The 17,968-nt window shown below is 44.2% G+C and carries 16 protein-coding genes; 10 read left to right on the plus strand and 6 right to left on the minus strand.

What is annotated here, in order from left to right:
* Positions 1–3: 3 nt before the first annotated feature.
* From pilM to VGB26_10400, 3 genes are all read right to left on the minus strand, one after another.
* On the minus strand, positions 4–975 hold the full coding sequence (gene pilM / locus VGB26_10390; protein ID HEX9758190.1) for a pilus assembly protein PilM: 972 nt from the start codon (positions 973–975) through the stop codon (positions 4–6).
* 62 nt (positions 976–1,037) lie between these two features.
* Positions 1,038–2,759: an ATPase, T2SS/T4P/T4SS family gene (locus VGB26_10395; GenBank protein ID HEX9758191.1), complete on the minus strand. Its 1,722-nt coding sequence runs from the start codon at positions 2,757–2,759 to the stop codon at positions 1,038–1,040.
* Between the two features lie 74 nt (positions 2,760–2,833).
* Positions 2,834–4,045 carry a type II secretion system F family protein gene (locus VGB26_10400; GenBank protein ID HEX9758192.1) on the minus strand — a complete coding sequence of 404 codons (1,212 nt, stop codon included), beginning with the start codon at positions 4,043–4,045 and terminating at the stop codon, positions 2,834–2,836.
* 877 nt (positions 4,046–4,922) lie between these two features.
* Between VGB26_10400 and VGB26_10405 the strand changes: the two genes are divergently transcribed.
* The 9 genes from VGB26_10405 to VGB26_10445 all read left to right on the plus strand — a co-directional run bounded on the left by VGB26_10405 (position 4,923) and on the right by VGB26_10445 (position 13,762).
* Complete coding sequence (locus VGB26_10405; protein HEX9758193.1) at positions 4,923–5,750, plus strand: prohibitin family protein; 828 nt, start codon at positions 4,923–4,925, stop codon at positions 5,748–5,750.
* A 36-nt stretch (positions 5,751–5,786) separates the two neighbouring features.
* Positions 5,787–7,082, plus strand: coding sequence for an ABC transporter substrate-binding protein (locus tag VGB26_10410; protein HEX9758194.1), 1,296 nt, complete (start codon positions 5,787–5,789; stop codon positions 7,080–7,082).
* A 5-nt stretch (positions 7,083–7,087) separates the two neighbouring features.
* Complete coding sequence (locus VGB26_10415; protein ID HEX9758195.1) at positions 7,088–7,969, plus strand: sugar ABC transporter permease; 882 nt, start codon at positions 7,088–7,090, stop codon at positions 7,967–7,969.
* The gene (locus tag VGB26_10420) at positions 7,966–8,796 is read left to right on the plus strand and encodes a carbohydrate ABC transporter permease (protein HEX9758196.1); all 831 of its coding nucleotides are present in this window, start codon (positions 7,966–7,968) and stop codon (positions 8,794–8,796) included. Before VGB26_10415 ends, VGB26_10420 begins: the two co-directional genes overlap by 4 nt.
* A 185-nt stretch (positions 8,797–8,981) precedes the next feature.
* Positions 8,982–10,076 carry an ABC transporter ATP-binding protein gene (locus VGB26_10425; GenBank protein HEX9758197.1) on the plus strand — a complete coding sequence of 365 codons (1,095 nt, stop codon included), beginning with the start codon at positions 8,982–8,984 and terminating at the stop codon, positions 10,074–10,076.
* A 360-nt stretch (positions 10,077–10,436) separates the two neighbouring features.
* Positions 10,437–11,093, plus strand: coding sequence for a DUF5752 family protein (locus VGB26_10430; protein ID HEX9758198.1), 657 nt, complete (start codon positions 10,437–10,439; stop codon positions 11,091–11,093).
* The gene (locus tag VGB26_10435; GenBank protein HEX9758199.1) at positions 11,086–12,312 is read left to right on the plus strand and encodes a glycosyltransferase; all 1,227 of its coding nucleotides are present in this window, start codon (positions 11,086–11,088) and stop codon (positions 12,310–12,312) included. Before VGB26_10430 ends, VGB26_10435 begins: the two co-directional genes overlap by 8 nt.
* Positions 12,313–12,463: 151 nt before the next feature.
* On the plus strand, positions 12,464–13,276 hold the full coding sequence (gene otsB, locus VGB26_10440; GenBank protein HEX9758200.1) for a trehalose-phosphatase: 813 nt from the start codon (positions 12,464–12,466) through the stop codon (positions 13,274–13,276).
* A gap of 315 nt (positions 13,277–13,591) precedes the next feature.
* The gene (locus VGB26_10445) at positions 13,592–13,762 is read left to right on the plus strand and encodes a hypothetical protein (protein HEX9758201.1); all 171 of its coding nucleotides are present in this window, start codon (positions 13,592–13,594) and stop codon (positions 13,760–13,762) included.
* Positions 13,763–13,981: 219 nt separating this feature from the next.
* On the opposite strand, the gene mltF is transcribed toward VGB26_10445, so the two are convergent.
* Positions 13,982–15,343 carry a membrane-bound lytic murein transglycosylase MltF gene (gene mltF / locus VGB26_10450; GenBank protein HEX9758202.1) on the minus strand — a complete coding sequence of 454 codons (1,362 nt, stop codon included), beginning with the start codon at positions 15,341–15,343 and terminating at the stop codon, positions 13,982–13,984.
* Between the two features lie 64 nt (positions 15,344–15,407).
* A complete protein-coding gene (locus tag VGB26_10455) occupies positions 15,408–16,340 on the minus strand; it encodes a Dyp-type peroxidase (protein ID HEX9758203.1) in 933 nt (310 codons plus the stop codon).
* 280 nt (positions 16,341–16,620) lie between these two features.
* On the opposite strand from VGB26_10455, the gene VGB26_10460 reads away from it, so the two are divergent.
* Positions 16,621–16,899 carry a cupin domain-containing protein gene (locus VGB26_10460; protein ID HEX9758204.1) on the plus strand — a complete coding sequence of 93 codons (279 nt, stop codon included), beginning with the start codon at positions 16,621–16,623 and terminating at the stop codon, positions 16,897–16,899.
* A gap of 24 nt (positions 16,900–16,923) precedes the next feature.
* Here VGB26_10460 and VGB26_10465 read toward each other — a convergent pair whose 3' ends face one another.
* The gene (locus VGB26_10465; GenBank protein HEX9758205.1) at positions 16,924–17,619 is read right to left on the minus strand and encodes an outer membrane beta-barrel protein; all 696 of its coding nucleotides are present in this window, start codon (positions 17,617–17,619) and stop codon (positions 16,924–16,926) included.
* Between the last annotated feature and the right edge of the window lie 349 nt (positions 17,620–17,968).

A 17,968-nucleotide genomic window follows, 5' to 3' on the forward strand; every position in this document is an offset into this window, starting at 1 on the left:
GTCCTACCTTCCCATGGCCGCGGCTAAAGCGGGAATCACAAAAGGGACATCTTCCCCATCCACGGAGGAAAAACCATCCATTGCCACAAAGGGTTGCAGATCTAAAAGATGAACTTTTAAAGGAAATCGCTCTTCTAATGGGGAAATCAAATCAGACATCTGAGGTCCACCAAAAAGGAAAATGGTATTGATGGTTTCGGTTGGTCCTTCCCGGCGATAAAACCGGAAAGAGGTTTCTATTTCTTCAGTAATTTTTTCACTGCGGGAGACCCCCTCTCCTGGCGCGGACACCTGACGATCCTGAAAACCTTTAATCCGGATAAAGTCCGGGAGACCGTGACTGAAAATCATAATGGTAAAATTAGAATCAAAGACATTGACAAAAAGAAACCCTTCTTCCCCCGAAATCTCTTTGGAAAGAATTTCCCGGCACAAATTCAGCACATGAAAAGAGGAAATATCAATGAGGACCGGATAACATCCCAATGACCGTATCAGATCCTCATATTCACATAAAATGTTTCGTTGAATCATGGAGGCCACCACATAGTGTTTCTTTCCCTCACTTTTCCCCCGTTTTAAAATCTGGTAGGAGAGTTGGGCTTCCTTTAAGGGAGACAAAAAAGTTTTTTCCATATTCCAACGGACCAATTGGTCCAAGTCCTCCTTCTTTTTGGGTAAATGATCCAATTTCAAAAGAAGAACCTTGACCGCGAGATCTGGGAGGCTGAGGGAAATGGGTTGGCGTCGTATTTTTTCCTCTTCAAATAGGTTTTGAATGATTTTTTTAATTTCCTCCGGCTTTTGAATATTACGACCGGTGGGAGAAGGGATTAGGAATTCTTTGCTCATCTTGTGCACCTGATACCGGTGAAGATGAGAACTTCTTCCTCTTCCTTTCAGCTTTACCAAAGCCAGGGAAGAAGCGCCAAAATTTAAACCCACCCTGGGTTGAAATTGGGGCCAAAAACCCATTCCCATACCCCTCTTTTGCCAAAAGGGGCTGAAATCCCTCTTGGACAGAATTAAAAAAGATGTTAATCGATGAAGGTTACCCGATTAATTTCCCTGAGCGTCGTTTCCCCCTGAAAAACCTTTTCCAGTCCAGCTTGCCGCAAGGTTGTCATTCCCCCTTGAATGGCCCCTTTCCGAATTTCGGAGGAAGGCCGTCGGTTAAGAATCATCTCTCGAATAACATCCGACATATCTAAAAATTCGGTAATTGCTTTCCGTCCCTTAAACCCCGTGTTATGACATTCCGGACAGCCTTGTTGGATAAAAACAGGAACATCCTTGAATTTCTCATAATCTAACCCCGAATCTTCACACAACTCACGGGTCAACCGTGCTTCTTTTTTACAAAAACCACACAAGCTTCTGACCAAACGCTGAGCCAAAATACAGTTAAGGGACGAAACAAAATTGTAAGGCTCAATCCCCATATTAATAAAACGTCCGATCACATCAAAGGCATTATTGGCATGGACCGTGGTAAACACCAGGTGGCCCGTCAACGCAGATTGAATTGCGATCTGTGCGGTTTCGGAATCACGGATTTCCCCCACCATGATCTTATCGGGATCATGCCTTAGAATCGATCGCAACCCCCGGGCAAAGGTGAGGCCCTTTTTTTCATTGACGGGAATTTGGACCACATCCTGTAATTGGTATTCAACCGGATCCTCGATGGTAATAATCTTGTCCTCCGTATTATTGATTTCGGTCACCGCGGCATATAGACTGGTTGTTTTTCCACTACCCGTCGGTCCCGTAACCAAAACCATCCCATAGGGTTCGATAATACTTTTACGGAATTTCCGTAGGTCCTCTTGGTTAAAACCCAACCGGTCTAAACGTAATTCGTCAATATCAGCTGTAATATATTCTTTGTCCAGAATGCGAATGACCACATCTTCGCCAAAAATGCTTGGAAGAATGGAAACACGAAAATCCACTTTCTTTTGCTCCAATCGCATTCGAAAACGCCCATCCTGAGGAACCCTTTTTTCAGCAATGTCCAATTCAGACATCACCTTAATCCTTGAAATCAAAGAAGGATGAAATTTTATATCCAGGGTTTCCATTGCCGAATAAAGAACACCGTCAATCCGGTATTTCACAAACACTTCTTTTTCGGAGGCCTCAATATGGATATCGCTTACTCGCTTCTGAAGAGCAGTCAACAAAATGGTATCCACCAACTTAATGACTGGACTTGAATCTTTTGAAAGTTTTTCAACGGATAAATATTCCTCCCCCGTTTCATCCTCTCGGATCAATTCGGGTTTAAAGTCCGTTTCGATTTTCTTGAGGACTTCACCCGAGCCTTCGCTTCGTTTGAGCACCTCCAATATGGCTTTCTTGGTACCCACGCCAATTCGAAGTTCGCGCTTCAGGTGGGTTTCCAATTCATCCACGGCAGTCAAATTGGAGGGATCGGACATGGCAATGGTCAGCACACCATTTTCTTCTTCTAGAGGAATAAACGGGTATCGATACATCAACTCCACCGGAATGGTTTTAAAAAATAGAGGACCAATTCGGTATCCTTCCAAAGCGTAAAAAGGGAGGTCAAACTGAACCGCAAGCGTTTGGGACAATTGTTCATCGGTCACATGGCCGCGGGAGACCAGGATCTCCCCTAACGGTTTCCCGTCCCTTTGGGACAGAAGGAGCAATTCACCCAATAACTCTTCCGAAAGAAGACCTTCTGAAATCAATAGTTCCCCAATCCGCTTACGTTTGAATAATCCTTTCATTTTTTATCCTTGAAAAAGGGGGTCCGACCTTCAACCATGGATGGTCCAACTCTTATTCCCAAAACCGGGTAACCTCATTGAATGGTTCCTGCTAAATTAAAAATTGGGAGGTACATAATGATGACAATGGTACTAACAAAAACCCCCATGATCAACAAAATAGAAGGTTCAATCCATGTCATTAGGCGAGTGAGTCTGAGATCCAACTCATCCTCTTGGAAATCTGCAATCTCCCGAAGCATTTCTGGAAGAGAGCCTGTTTGCTCTCCAACTTCAACCATTTCAACCAGCATACGTGGGAAAAAAGCCATTCCCGCAAATGCCCTGGCCAAACTCACTCCTTCCTTCACCTGTTCCATGGATTGCTGAATCCTAAGAGATAAATCTTGATTGGTCACCGCCCGAACTACCATCCCCAGTGCGGGAACCAAAGGAATCCCCCCCGTTAAAATGGTGGATAGGGTCCTAGATACGCGGATAATATTATGCTGAATCATTAAACTTCCCAGAAGAGGAATTTTTAATAACCACCGGTCTGTGTTTCGCCGTCCTGTCTCCGTTTTAACCCAATAACGAAAACCGATCAGCATCAGGACCAATACCGCGATTATGGCCAGGAAATATTCTTTTAAAAAATCCACAAAGCCCATGAGATAAAGGGTGCTTTGGGGAAGCTGCGCATTAGATTCCTTATAAATATCCGAAAAAGTTGGCATCACAAACGTTAATAAAAATAAAACCACCGCAACAGAAACCACCACTAAAAAACTGGGGTAAGAAAGGGAAGTCATGACCTTTCTTTGAACCGCAATCATCCTTTTCAGATATGAAATAAACCGATCTAGGATTTCCGAGAGGTTTCCACTTTGTTCCCCCGCCCGGAGGGAAGCCACATACAATTCAGGAAAATGACGAGGGTGTTTGGCCATGGCATCGGAAATAGCGCTTCCATTTTTAATCTCTTGACGGACAGCCATAAGGTCCTTTTGGAAACCCGGGTTTTCCACCCGCTCCACCAAGATATCGATCACCCGAATAATTGGAAGCCCGGCTCTTAAAAGGGCCGAAAATTCTTGATTAAAGATAAGAAATTCCCGTTGACTAATACGGCTTGAGAACTGAGGGAGGGAGAAGGAGAGGTTTAAACCCTGAAGCTTTCGAACAGAAAAAACAAGGTATCCTTTTGACTCCAAATCCGATTTCAGGTCCTCTTCATTTTCTGCGTCAACTTTCTCCTCAAGAATCGTACCATCGCTTTTTCCGATTCTGTAAGCGAACCGAGGCATTGAGAATGTCCATCCTCCATTTTTTTCAAGTATAGGAGATATAAGGGAATAAAGCAAGCCTCTAAGGTTTTGGAACATTGTGATTCCATTTGGGTTTTGACTATTTCCCACGTTTTTCACCCTTCCCTCAACTAGATCTCAAATTGCCTCCTCACTCCAAGAAAAGCCTTTTCCATAACCACTCTTGAACTCCCCTCATTTTCTCAATCGATCCGTTCAAATTTATTATTTTCTTTCCCATCTCCTAAGAATTTCCCGTGATCTATGTTTTATAACCTTCAATCTCTCTTTTGCCACGTATTCCCTTGCCGTTGAATAAGAATTAAAAAAAAATGGCTCTTATGTTCAAAGAAACCATTGGGAATATGACCCTGGAGGAAATTTTAGAAATTCATTGACAGGGAAACCCAATGTGATTACTATCTTATAGCTTTTAACAACTTTTGAAAGCATCGTTTTTTGTTCAAGTGTTTTTACCCAGACCTCTTCAAATGATTGTTTTCAAACAAACTTAAGAACTCTCCAAAACAACCAAGGGGAAACCCAATGGAACCCGGGTAGAGGGGAATGGGACTCAACCGGCCCATTCGGCCAAAGGTTTTGGGTGAGAAAGCCAAGCAACACCCCCAAGGAAAACTCCCGTTGGGGAAATTCCTCGAAGGGATCAAAAAATAAGAACCAGATCCTTTTCTGAATGGGGCTTTGCCCAAGATCACATATAAACTTCCAACAATTAAATTGGTATTCATGAGATAAAATAGTTAATTTTTTTTCCCAACGAAACTCGAAAACACCATTAATAACTAATAAAATTTTGAATGATCCCCCTTTTCCATAGGATAAAATAAAGGGGATAACCGGTATAGTGGAGGCAAAGATGAAAGATACCTATGATTTAACCAAAATACCTTTTTTGGACAAAGGGCCGAAACTGATCATCGGGGTGATTGTCCTGGTTTTCCTTGTAGCAACCATCAGTGCCTCATTTGAGATTGTGGGTGCAGGGGAAAGGGGAGTTATCTTCAGCAAAATTGGCGGGGTTAAAGATCACATCTTAAATGAAGGCCTTCAATTTAAAATCCCCTTTATTGAAGACATCATTACCGTAGATGTTAAGGTTCAAAAATCACAAACCGATGCAACCGCGGCATCCAAAGACCTTCAAACCGTTTCATCCACCATTGCCCTCAACTATCATATTGATCCCGGCCAGGTAAATACCGTTTATCAAGATATCGGTCTATTTTTTAAAGACCGTGTGATTGATCCAGCAGTCCAAGAATCCGTGAAGGCCGTCTCGGCCCAGTTTACCGCAGAAGAGCTGATTACCCGCCGGAGCGAGGTCAGCCGAAGCATTGAATCCAACTTAAAGGAGCGTCTTTTGCAATTTAATATTATTACCGACGGGTTCAACATTATTGATTTTTCCTTTTCTCGGGAATTTAATTCAGCCATTGAAGCCAAACAGACCGCCGAACAACAGGCATTGAAGGCAAAGCGGGATTTGGATCGAATTAAAATCGAAGCAGAACAGAAAATAACCCAAGCCAAAGCGGAAGCAGAGTCTCAGAGAATGCAGAGAGAAACGATCAGCCCAACGATTTTACAGTTGAGAGCCATTGAGAAATGGGATGGGAGGTTTCCTCAGGTGATCGGGGGAGCAATGCCCTTTATTGATGTAGGAACCCTGGCTCCACAAAAATAAAAAGGTTCTCCGGAAGCAAAAAAAAGCGGAGCCTTTATGAACCAGGTGTTGCTTAGAATCGCGCTGGCACTGGTGTTTCTTGGAGGTTCGGGGGGTTGCCAATCCTCCACCCCTTCAGAACAGGGTACAGAGCCGGTTACGGTTGTATTTAAACATGGGAAAATTGCGGGAGACCCACAAACCTTTCAATCCCTTCTCCAGCGCTTTGAGGACGCCCACCCAGGAATTCTCGTAAAGGATGAAACCCTTCCTGCCTCCACAGACCAACAGCATCAGTTTTATGTGATGAGCCTTGAGGGACGTTCCGCAGAGTTTGATGTTCTCTCCCTGGATGTCATTTGGGTTCATGAATTTGCAAGGGCCAATTGGATACACAACCTGTCCCACCTCCTCCCCCCCGACCAGCGGGTTCAATTCTTTCCGGGACCCATGGAGGCAGTCACCATGGAAGACCAAGTATACGCAATTCCCTGGTATATTGATGCCGGGATTCTCTACTATAGAAAGGACCTCCTCGACAAACATAGGCTTCAAGCCCCCACTACATGGGAAGGGTTGGTTGACACCGCCCAAACCATCCTGGCTCAGGAAGAAGATCCCCATTTAAAAGGGTTTGTTTGGCAGGGAAAACAATACGAAGGGTTGGTTTGCAATATTTTAGAATATGTTTGGTCTGCAGGGGGAAATGTTTTGGATGGAAAGGGACGGGTCATCTTGGATAGTCCAGAGGCAGAACAGGCCTTAACATTTACCAAAGACCTGATTGAACGCTTTGCGGTCTCCCCCCCTTGGGTCACCACGGCCGATGAGGAGGCCACCCGCAGGATTTTCGGAGAAGGACGGGCAGTCTTTATGCGGAATTGGCCATATGCATGGAATATTTTTCAAAAAGAGGAATCACCCATCCGAGGAAAAGTGGGAGTATCCGTTCTTCCCCATTTTCCAGGTCAATCTTCCGCTGCTACTTTAGGGGGATGGCAACTGGGTGTGAATAAATTCTCCAGGCATCCTAAAGAGGCTGAAGCCTTGGTACAATTTCTGACCTCACCAGAGGTTCAGCGGTGGATGGCCATTGAAATAGGATACAAACCCCCGCGGAGGGCTTTATATCAGGATCAGGTAATGATTGCCACCCAACCTTTTATTACCGGGCTCTTCGAGATTTTTGAAACCGCCCGTCCAAGACCGGTTTCCCCTTATTACCTCATGCTCTCTCAGGTCATGCAACCGGAATTCTCCGCCGCCTTGGTCGGCCTGAAGGAACCCAAGGCAGCATTAAAAAACGCCCAGAGGCAAATGAACCATATTCTCTCCGCTAATCTAGAAAGTTAAATAACGTGGAACGTCGTGGTTTGATATTTTTCCTCATTGGTCCCACAGTCTTTATCCTAATCGCCCTTGCCTTATTTCCCATCTTGGCGGTGATCGGCCTCAGCCTACAGCGAAATCTTCCCATCTTTGATATCTCTCATTTTGTCGGTCTAGACAATTATTTTTTTTTAATGGGTGATCCACGGTTTTGGAATAGCCTTAAAAACACAGTCTATTTTACCCTTGTCTCCGTAGCACTTGAGATCAGTTTAGGTTTAGGAATCGCCATTTTATTGGACCAGGCTTTTACCGGGCGGGGATGGGTCCGGGCTCTGATCTTAATTCCTTGGGCCATCCCAACCGTGGTGTCTGCAAGGATGTGGGAGTGGTTATACAACGGGGAATTTGGCCTGATTAATTTTTTCCTCCAACAAACACAGGTCACCCACCAACCCATCAATTGGTTAGGAGATCCATTTTGGGCCATCCACGGGGCGATCTTAATGGAAGTTTGGAAAACCACCCCTTTTGCAGCCATACTATTAATGGCTGGACTCCAAACCATTCCAAGAGATTTATACCATGCTGCCAAAGTAGACGGGGCCAATGCATGGGCCATTTTCCGATACATTATTTTACCTTCCTTAAAACCGATCATCCTGGTGGTTCTTCTGTTTCGCACACTGGATGCCTTCCGCGTCTTTGATGCCATCTATGTATTGACCGGAGGGGGCCCTGCGAATACCACCGAAACCCTCTCTGTTTATGCTTACAAAGTATTATTCCAAACACTGCAATTCGGTTATGGGTCCACCATTGCCGTAGTGACGTTCATGTGCGTGGGCCTAATCAGTATCATTTATTTGAAACTTCTTGGGAAAGATTACTGGCAAAGGCTTTTAACATGAGGAACCCAACCCTAATAAAACACATTATTTTTTTCCTCCTCTTAACGGGTGTGGTAGCCTTCTGCTTGGGACCGGTTCTATGGCAAGGCATAACCGCTTTAAAACCAGAGTCGGAATTAACCTCCCTGCCACCGATTTTTCCAACACACCCCACACTCCAACATGTCCAATCGGTTTTTACCGACCACCCTTTTTTGAGGATTATCTCCAATAGCGTCCTTGTGGCTTCAATGACCACTTTCACCTCCTTACTGGTAGGATCACTGGCAGCATTTGCGCTGGCCTGGATCGGCTTCAGGGGAAAGGGAGTCCTCCTGGCCGTGGCCCTTGCGATATCCATGTTTCCTCCGATTTCCACGGTAAGCCCCCTTTATCTCATCATTCGGGCCCTCGGGTTAAGGGATACCTGGTGGGCTTTGGTGGCGACCCATACGACTTTTGCTTTGCCCTTAACACTGTGGATCCTCACCAGTTTCTTCCGGGAAATTCCCGCAGAAATTTACAAAGCAGCTCAAATGGACGGCTGTACACCTTTCCAAGCATTTTATAAAATAATTCTCCCCCTATCCGCACCCGGTTTGATGGCCTCAGCCATTTTGGTGTTTATCTTCTCCTGGAATGAATTCTTATTCGCATTGTCCTTTACCACCACCGAGGCCTCCCGAACCATACCGGTGGGAATTGCACTTTTTCCCGGGCTCCACGAAATCCCTTATGGGGAGATTGCGGCCGCATCTATTATCGTAACCATTCCGGTTATATTGGTTGCGCTTGTTTTCCAGAAACGAATGGTGGAAGGAATGACGGCCGGAGCAGTAAAAGGATAGGAATATACCGAACCCTGTGGGCGAGAAGGGGAGACTCCATACGACTTCGCCGGTTAAAGAAGCGAGGATCGGGCTTTGCCTGGCCGAGCGAGGGGTGTGGGGGCATCGGAGGACCCACATTTTGGATTACCGCACGGGCCCCCAAATTTAGTGCCCAACGACGCTAGCCCCTAAAAAGGAAAAAAATGGCGGAGGTTCAATTAGAAGGTTTAAGCAAACGGTTTGGGAAAACCGAAGTTCTCAGGAATATGGATTTAACGATCCAAAACGGAGAGTTTTTCACACTGGTGGGTCCCAGCGGGTGCGGAAAATCCACATTACTGCACCTGATTGCAGGGCTGGAACCCTTAACATCCGGTGAAATTCGCTTTGATGGCAAACCCATTAGCCATCTTCCCCCCAAAGATCGGGATGTCGCGGTGGTTTTCCAAAGCTATGCCCTTTATCCTCACATGACCGTTTATGAAAATATCGCTTTTCCCCTCCGGATGAAAAAACAATCCCCTCATCAAATCGGGGAGGAAGTCAAAAAGGTAGCGGAGTTTCTTGGGTTGAGCCACACCCTTCAACGCAAACCCAGGGAACTCTCAGGAGGGCAACGACAACGGGTGGCCTTGGGCAGGGCGATTATCAGAAAACCCCGCCTATTCTTGTTGGATGAACCTCTGTCCAACCTGGATGCCCAACTCAGAATGGAAATGCGAAGCGAATTAAAAAAATTACACCAAAGACTCAAAATCACCATGATTTATGTCACCCATGATCAGGCCGAAGCCATGACTCTCTCGGATCGAATGGCCATTCTGCATGAGGGAACACTTCAGCAATGCGGAACCCCCCAAACCATCTATGAAAATCCTAAAAATCTTTTCGTCGCAAAATTTGTCGGATCTCCCCCCATGAATACGCTTCAAGGTGAATGGCGTTCCACCTCACCCGGAACCATTCAATTGGGAGAAAATATCTCTTTCCCCATTACCACTCCCCTGTTAGATCAAATGAAATCGGAAAAATCCCAGAATAAAAGAATGGTTCTCGGCATTCGCCCTGAGAATATTTTTCTTGTTCCGGATGGGCCCTCGAAAGGCTTCTCCGGTCAAATCTCGGTGGTTGAACCCATGGGATCTGAAAATTGGGTTGAATTAAATTTTTTCCATCACTTCTTAAAGGTAAAAGCCCCCCCTCACATTCAAATCAAACCGGGTCAGACCATCCCATTTACTTTCCAGGAAGAAAAAATTCATCTTTTTGATGCGGACACCGGTCTCCGGGTAGGTTAATACACCCATTAAATATTCTTCCTTTCAGGTAAAAAAGAATAGGGTTGGGTTCATTAAGAAACCACAATCCAGCCAATAAACTCCCAATTCCCTTCCGTTCTAAACCTTAAGAATTTCAGGTATTTGACGGATTATTGACTCTCGTGTATGAATAAAAAAGACAATAGAATTTTTTTTGGGTGTTACTTCTCTATCAATCTTTTTAAAAAAATTCAACCCCTTCTATAAAATGGTAAGGGTGGATATCCCCGCCATAAAAGGGGAAATTAATTCTGTTATAATGAAAAACGTGGTTAAAGCAAAAACCAGTCTCGCGATCATTCCCACCCAATCTCCTAACATCCAGAAAATGGGGAGGTCATGACCTTAGGGGATTCATTCCGATTTCTTGAATGTATGAGCTTATCCCAAACCACGGGAGTCAAAACGGCCACTTTGTCTGAATTGATTCAAGCCGTAGAGATCGTCGCACCGGGAGCCGTTTTCCATCATACCCATCAATTCTACCTTAAAGGTACCCTGGTGGCTCCGGAATATCCCAATGATTTTGCGGTATGGGTGGCGGAAAATCTGGAAGAGAGAGCCCTGGCGGAAAAACTGGCCTGTCTCGATTTTTATTCCATGAAATCCGTTGAAGAGATTCGTCGGGCCATTGTCAGAATTTTGGAAGACTACCGGGATCATTTCCCCGCTCCCCGGCCCGCCAGGCCAGGGGATGAATTCTTTTTTAATGATTCAATCACCTTGGTCATTCCAACTGGATTTAGGGCAAGGGATATTACAGAATTCAGAATGGCCCTGAGACAGGTTGGACCCAGCAGCATTTACTACCATTTTTTTGAGGCCCGGATCCGTATGGAGAGCCCATCCGATGATTTTTCCTTTTGGGTTGAGCAATCCCTGGGGCGAAGAAATCTCTGCCATCAAATTCGGCAACTCGATCCCTATTTGTACAGCCTGGAAGGACTAAGGCGAAAACTGATTGAGTTGGTGGATATGGAGCTTACCCATGGATAATTTGAAGCCCTACGAAAAGCTAGCCCCATCCGAAGATATTCGAATGCTTAAAAAACTGGCTGAGCAACTGAAAAACAAATCCTACTTGCATGTGAATTCAACCTCGACCGGAGGCGGGGTCGCCGAAATTTTACATCGATTAAACGATATTTTTGTGGGATTGGGAATCAAGGCCCGTTGGGAAGTCATCAAAGGGAATGAAGAATTTTTTGGAATCACAAAGAATTTTCACAATGGACTTCAGGGAAAGGATTTACAGATTTCAAAAAAAATGTGGGCTCACTATTATGAGGTCAACAGGGAAAACTCAAAAAACCTGAACCTTTCAGCAGATATGGTATTTATTCACGATCCACAGCCCGCGGCCTTAATTCATTACCGGCCTAAGCAAGGGAAATGGGTGTGGCGGTGCCACATCGATCTTTCCCATCCTAACCGGAAAATTTGGGAGGACCTCCGTCCCAATGTGGAAAATTATGATGCAGCGATTTTTTCTGTCTCAAAATTCGCCCAAACCTTATCCATTCCACAATTCATCGCCCCCCCTTCGATTGACCCCCTCAGCAACAAAAACCGTGACCTTTCCAAGGAGGAAATACAAAAGGTCCTCGAAGAATATCAAATCCCAACGGATTTGCCCATTATGATGCAGGTTTCCCGCTTTGATCCCTTTAAAGATCCTCTCGGGGTAATTCAGGCCTACCGCATGGTCAAAAAATACCATCCCTGCCGTTTAATCCTTGCAGGGGGTGCGGCATCGGATGATCCCGAGTCATCAGAAATTCTTGCCAGGGTACGGGAAGAAGCAGAGGGAGACCCGCACATCCATATTCTAGATCTTCCTCCATTCAGTGATGTACACCTCAATGCCTTACAAAGGGCATCCACGATTATCCTTCAAAAATCCTTGCGGGAGGGATTTGGTTTAACAGTGACGGAAGCTTTATGGAAAGGAAAACCGGTCATCGGCGGATCGGTAGGAGGCATTCCTTTACAGATCAACCATGGAATCACCGGCTTTTTAGTTCATTCCGTTGAAGGGGCCGCTTTCCATATCCGTCAGCTTCTGCACAACCCTCAGCTCACCAAACGCATGGGGGAGATGGGCAAGGAACATGTCCGTCAGAACTTCTTAATTACCCGGCAAGCCAAGGACTATCTCGCCCTATGGGTTTCTCTGGAAACCCCCAAAAAAAAGAACATCGTCTACCTACACTAAAACACTTTCTCAAATATTTTTCAGTTAAAAGAATAGCCAATTGAAAATGTTTCCGGTATGATTGCTTGTATTCCCTTTCAAAATGATAAAAATCCAAAATTATTTAAAAATAAAACCCCATTAAAAAAAAAGTTCCTCCTTTGGGTTCACTATGGATCTCACTTTCAACAAATCCTGGTTATCCTCACTTCAGAGGAAAATAAAAAACCCTCTGGTATTGTTTCTTGATTTCGATGGAACCTTGGCGCCCATCGCCCCCCATCCTGATCAATCTTTTTTAGATTCTTCCACCAAACGGTTGGTTCAGTCTATCTCGAAAAAAATCCCCGTGGTACTTATTAGCGGAAGGGCACAAGCCGATTTAAAAAAACGGGTCAGGTTATCCGGGGTAACTTATGTCGGTAATCATGGTTTTGAAATATCCGGCCAGAACTTTCAATTCCGAATGAAGAATGAAACCCTATGGCGAAAGTTTCTAAAAAACATTCGCATTCAACTGGAAAAGCGTCTGGACAACCTTCCAGGGGTTTGGGTTGAAAATAAGAAAGTTACCTTGAGCGTCCATTATCGCTTGGCCCGGAGAGAGACCAGAGAAAAAGCCAACCAGATCCTTCAACAACAGGTAAAAAATTTTAATGACCAAGGAAAAATCCGTTTGAGCGGGGGAAAAGCCGTATGGGAAATAAGGCCCCCCATCGAATGGAACAAAGGGAAAGCGGTTCTTTGGGTTTTAAAACAGCCCGGTTTTAAGAGGAAGTGGCCGCTATACATCGGGGATGACCAAACCGATCAGGATGCCATGCGATTGATTCGAAACAAAGGAATTGGGATCATGGTAGGGCCCCCTTCAGGTAAAGGAGCCGCCCACTATACGTTGAATAATCCTCGCGAAGTCCACCGGTTCTTGGGGTGGGTTCTAAAAAATACCTCCTTTAAAAACCCCAAAAAAATCCAAAAGAGGTAAATTCAAAAGAAACACAAATGTTTTCCTTCCCCCGCCCACAACCTTTTTGACTTTTCCTCCATTTATTTTATAAAATTACTTTGTTTAACCTTTGGTTTAACGAATCCTTTACGGCTCAGGGTAGAAAAAGAAAACTAATAAATCTCCCCTTGCCCCTCTTTTTCAAAGATGGAAAATTTTGGGAGGCCTCTTTTTTAAAAAGGGGTGAAACCTGAAAACAAAATTCCCCTTTTCAAAAGGGGAATGAGCGGGGGATTTTAAGAAATAAAAATTTTTGGCTCATCGTGGAAGTGAGTGGGTAAAAATTGTTAAAAAGTGTTTAAGATCCATACAGGGCAAGGGTCAAGGCAAAGTCATTCTGTGGTTGAAGCCTTTGAAGTATTAGAGGTTCCTGCAAAATCCAGTTCGTCATTCCCGAATGGTTTTATCGGGAAACCAGGATTCAAAAAATCAACATCTTCTGGATTCCCGCTTTCGCGGGAATGATGGGAAGGGCCTGGATTTCCGCTTTCCCCTGCCTGCAAGTGCCCGCCGGACAGGCGGGTAATGACAAAATTTACCCACTCACTTCCACGATGAGCCTCCTTTCATAACAATAGTTTCTCTTCATACCTTTTTTTCCCCAATTGTTAGAGGATTATATTATAAATTCCCCACAACTATTTGTCATTCAAAAAAACTCGACTTTTGTCAACCTTTTCTCCCTTAAGAAAAATCCTTTTCCAGAATTAAAAGGATGTCGTAATAATTCCTGATCCGTTCAACATATATAACCGGTTCAACTCCCCTCGCATAACCGTATTTTAGATGTCGATAATACTTTTTTTGAGAAAGTAGGGGCAAAGCGTTTTTCACCGAGTGCCAGCTGTTTGGATTTTGGTTTAATTCAGCGGCAATTTTCCGGGCATCTTTAAGGTGAGAAAACCCTACATTATAAGAGGCTAAACCCATCCATGTTCGATCCGGTTCCTGAATATGTTCTGGAATTCGATTAATCATTCTTCTTAGGTATTTAGCCCCGCCGGATATGCTTTGTCGTGGGTTCAAGCGGTCGGTGACCCCGAGAGACGCCGCCGTGGTTTGGGTCAACATCATAAACCCACGGACACCCGTGGGGCTTTTGGCCCTGGGATCCCAATGAGATTCTTGATAAGAAATGGCGGCCAATAATTCCCATGGGAATTGATGCTGTTTGGCTGCGGATTTGATCTGTTGATGAAACTTCGGCAGGCGCTTCTTGATTCTTTTTTTAAAAACCTTAAGATCATAATAATCAAAGAAATCCACATGCCCATAATATTTTTCCATCAAGGCTTTCAACTTTCCATTTTTGGTCACATGGGAGAACCAGGGCTTAACTGAATTTTTTAAAATTTCTGTTTCTTTTGGAAAAAGCCATACCAATGAATCTTTTGGGGAAAGGGAAATGGAAACATTTAATTCGGGCATAAACCGCCGGTGAATCGAAACAATATTGGAATCAGCCACCGTACAGTCCACCTCCCCCTTCCAAACCAAATGCAGAATCTGCTCCGTCGATAAATCGCTTGTGGTCCGCCATTCCAGTTTTGGGTGTTTCGATTTTAATTGCCTCAATCTAGATTCATAGCTGCTTTTTTTTATGACCAAAACATCTTTCCCGATAAGATCTTTTATTTTCCTGATCCGGTTCCCTTTCTGACAGATCACCTGTTGTTCGATTTCCTGGTAAACTGGACCAAATACAAAGTGATCCGACCGCTCTTTTGTTTTGCTAAGCCCCGCTGCTGCAAAATCTCCTCCCCCTCGCTGAAGTTCACTGAGAATTTCTTCCACCGTATCTAAAACCTTAAACGTTACATCAAAGCCTTGTTCACGGGCAAAGGCGGAAACCATATCGTGTTCCGGGCCGGAAAGGTGTCCATCCCGATCTGTAAAATAGGTGGTAGGGGCATTGCGGGTAAGGACCACAATCTTACCGTTCAAAGAACCGGAAAAATCTGAAAAAGGGGTCTCTTCCGCACAAGTTAATAAGGAAACTCCCATAAAAATAATAATCAAGGTGGTTTTGAGAAGGGAATAAACCAATTTAACCTCAACGGAAATGATAAATTGAAAAAAAACCTATCAAACGGCAATCCCTGTGGAGTGGTTAATTGGAAAAACTTTTTAAGAGATTAAGGGAGGGTGAAAAAAACAAGGCCCCAGAAACCGGCTGGGAAAAATCCATGAGATGGTCGTGGACCCCGTCCCCCGATACACCAAACATCCGGTTTAACATTTTTTCAAAAATTTCAGAATTCTTCGCATAAGCAAGGAAAAAAAGCCCCGATTCTCCCATGGCTTTTCCATAAGGAAGACTATGACGAAGGATTTTAAGCTCCTCTCCGCCCTCTTCAATTTCTACGCGGCTAATGTGGGCGGTTGGGGCCTTTTCACCTCCCCCCAATTCCTCACTGTCTTTTTTTCTACGGCCAATGATCTTTTCCTGATCCTTTTCCGAAAGTGTTTCCCATCCTGAAAGGTTATGGACATACCTTTGGGTAAGGACATAGCTACCATCCTTAAACTCCGGATCTTCGGATCCAATTAGGGCCGCATTTGACCGTTCCTCACCCTGGGGATTGGCCGTTCCATCGATAAACCCCGTAAGGTCGCGGGAGTCGAGGTAGGAAAAACCATGAACCTCTTCCAAAACAGTGACCGACCCCTCTAAAAGCAGATTCATACGCCTAGCCAATTCAAAATTCAGATCCTCCCTGCCGGAATGAATATGAAACAGGATATCCCCCCCTGACCGGGGGGCCCTTCGTTCCCCGGACTCAATGGAATGAAAAGGGTGTAAATGTTTAGGCCGTTTTCCAGGGGAGATAATATCCCAAAAATCGGATCCAAAACTCACCGCCCCGGAAAGACCGCTGGAAGGATCCAAATGATGAACCGTCTTAATCAAAGAAGAAAGTTTGGCGCAATGTCTGGCAATGCTCGGCCCATTTTTTTTGGGGTCAATGGCTTTTAAAACAATGAAAAGTCCGAACCGATTAATCTCCTCCAAAATTCCTTTTTGAGCGTTTTCACCCCCCATCACTTATCCTCCCGGAAATATCAAAATTTTTTTTAAAACTTAAACCCTTCCTCCAAAAATAAGCAAAGATCATACCCGCCTCATCTGAATTTCGGGTTTCGTTCCCCCTTTATAGGTACAAATTAACCCCAAAGGCGCCAACCCCGTGGTCCAATTTTGGGGCAAACCAATTTTAAGCCCTATTGTACTATCCCGAAAAGTGAAAAAAAATCTTAAGTTGACTCTATCTGAGGATTGGAAATAAAATCAACCTTCTTTTAAACCATATTTTAGAGATGAAATGATGAGCGAAATAAAAGTCGAACAAAACCCAACCGAAAAAAAACTGAGAGACCTTGGTGTAACCGATTGGCCAATCTGGGCCAAAGAAGCATCAAAATTCCCGTGGACCTATTCCGAAACGGAAACCTGCTATTTCCTGGAAGGGAAGGTTATTGTTACCCTAAAGAATGGAAAATCTGTAAAAATGGGCAAAGGGGATTTGGTCACCTTTCCGTCTGGTATGTCTTGTACCTGGGAAATTTTATCCGCAGTTAAAAAACATTTTACATTTGAATAACATTTTCAAAAATGCCTCAGCCAATTAGAAGGTAAAGGCCATTCCGGTGTTGATCCCCAACCCTCCGCCAAAAAGGGGATCTTTGATCTCATCCCTGGTTCCGTTCACCCCCTCGGCAGTATAATACCCAATCACCCGATAGATAAGAGCTAAATTGAGAACGATTCTTGGGGTAAAATAATAGGAGAGACCCCCGCCAAGGTTCAGGCCAACGCCATAAAAGAACCCGTCTCCTACCGTGGTTGCATTAGCAGATCCATTTTCAACCACTAACCAGGGAATGTTCATACCCGCCATTAGAAAAGGTTGGGCAGGTTGGCTCATGTTAAAAAAATATTTTCCATTGATATTGACCATGTTGTAATCGGCTTCCCCAAATTTTATTCCCAGAAATTTCACATCATGGCGGGATCTCAGATAATCAAGCTCTATGGCCCCCTGGTAAGACCTTAAACCCAACGAAATGCCAAAACCGGTTCCACTTTCGACCTCAGGAACCAGGATCACATCGCTGCCCCCAACCAAAATCATTTCCCCATCAAAATCTCCGCCAATGGTATTAAAGGGAAACATTCCACCAATATAAAACCCATTTTTTGCAAAGGGTTCCTCCTGGGCATTCCCGGAAACAGGTAAAATTAAAAAAAGAATGAAAAAACCTAAAACTATTTTTTTTATTCGAATCAAGGCATTCTCTTTTAGGAAAACATTAATCTTCATAGGACCCCCCCTTGATAAAAATGTTAGGTCAGGACAGCACTCTTCCTCACAATTAGGATGGTTTTTTTTAAAAAAATATCAATGAATAAGACCTATCCAGACCCTAAATTTCATGACCAAGACGTAGGATTTAAAACAGTTTCTTACCCCTTATTTTTTTTAAAATTTTTATATTTCCCGGAAGTTCTCTTCATACCCTGTTTAGGATATTTTTATCGATTTTTGAGGGTATTTTTGGAGGGGAGGGGGATATTTTTGAGATATTCCATTTGATCAAACAATATGTTTTTTTCCGCAACTACCTCAAACTTTCCATTTTGGCCAAAAATCATACCCTCTTGCAATTTCC

It is taken from the genome of Nitrospiria bacterium, from assembly GCA_036397255.1.
GTDB lineage: Bacteria > Nitrospirota > Nitrospiria > DASWJH01 > DASWJH01 > DASWJH01.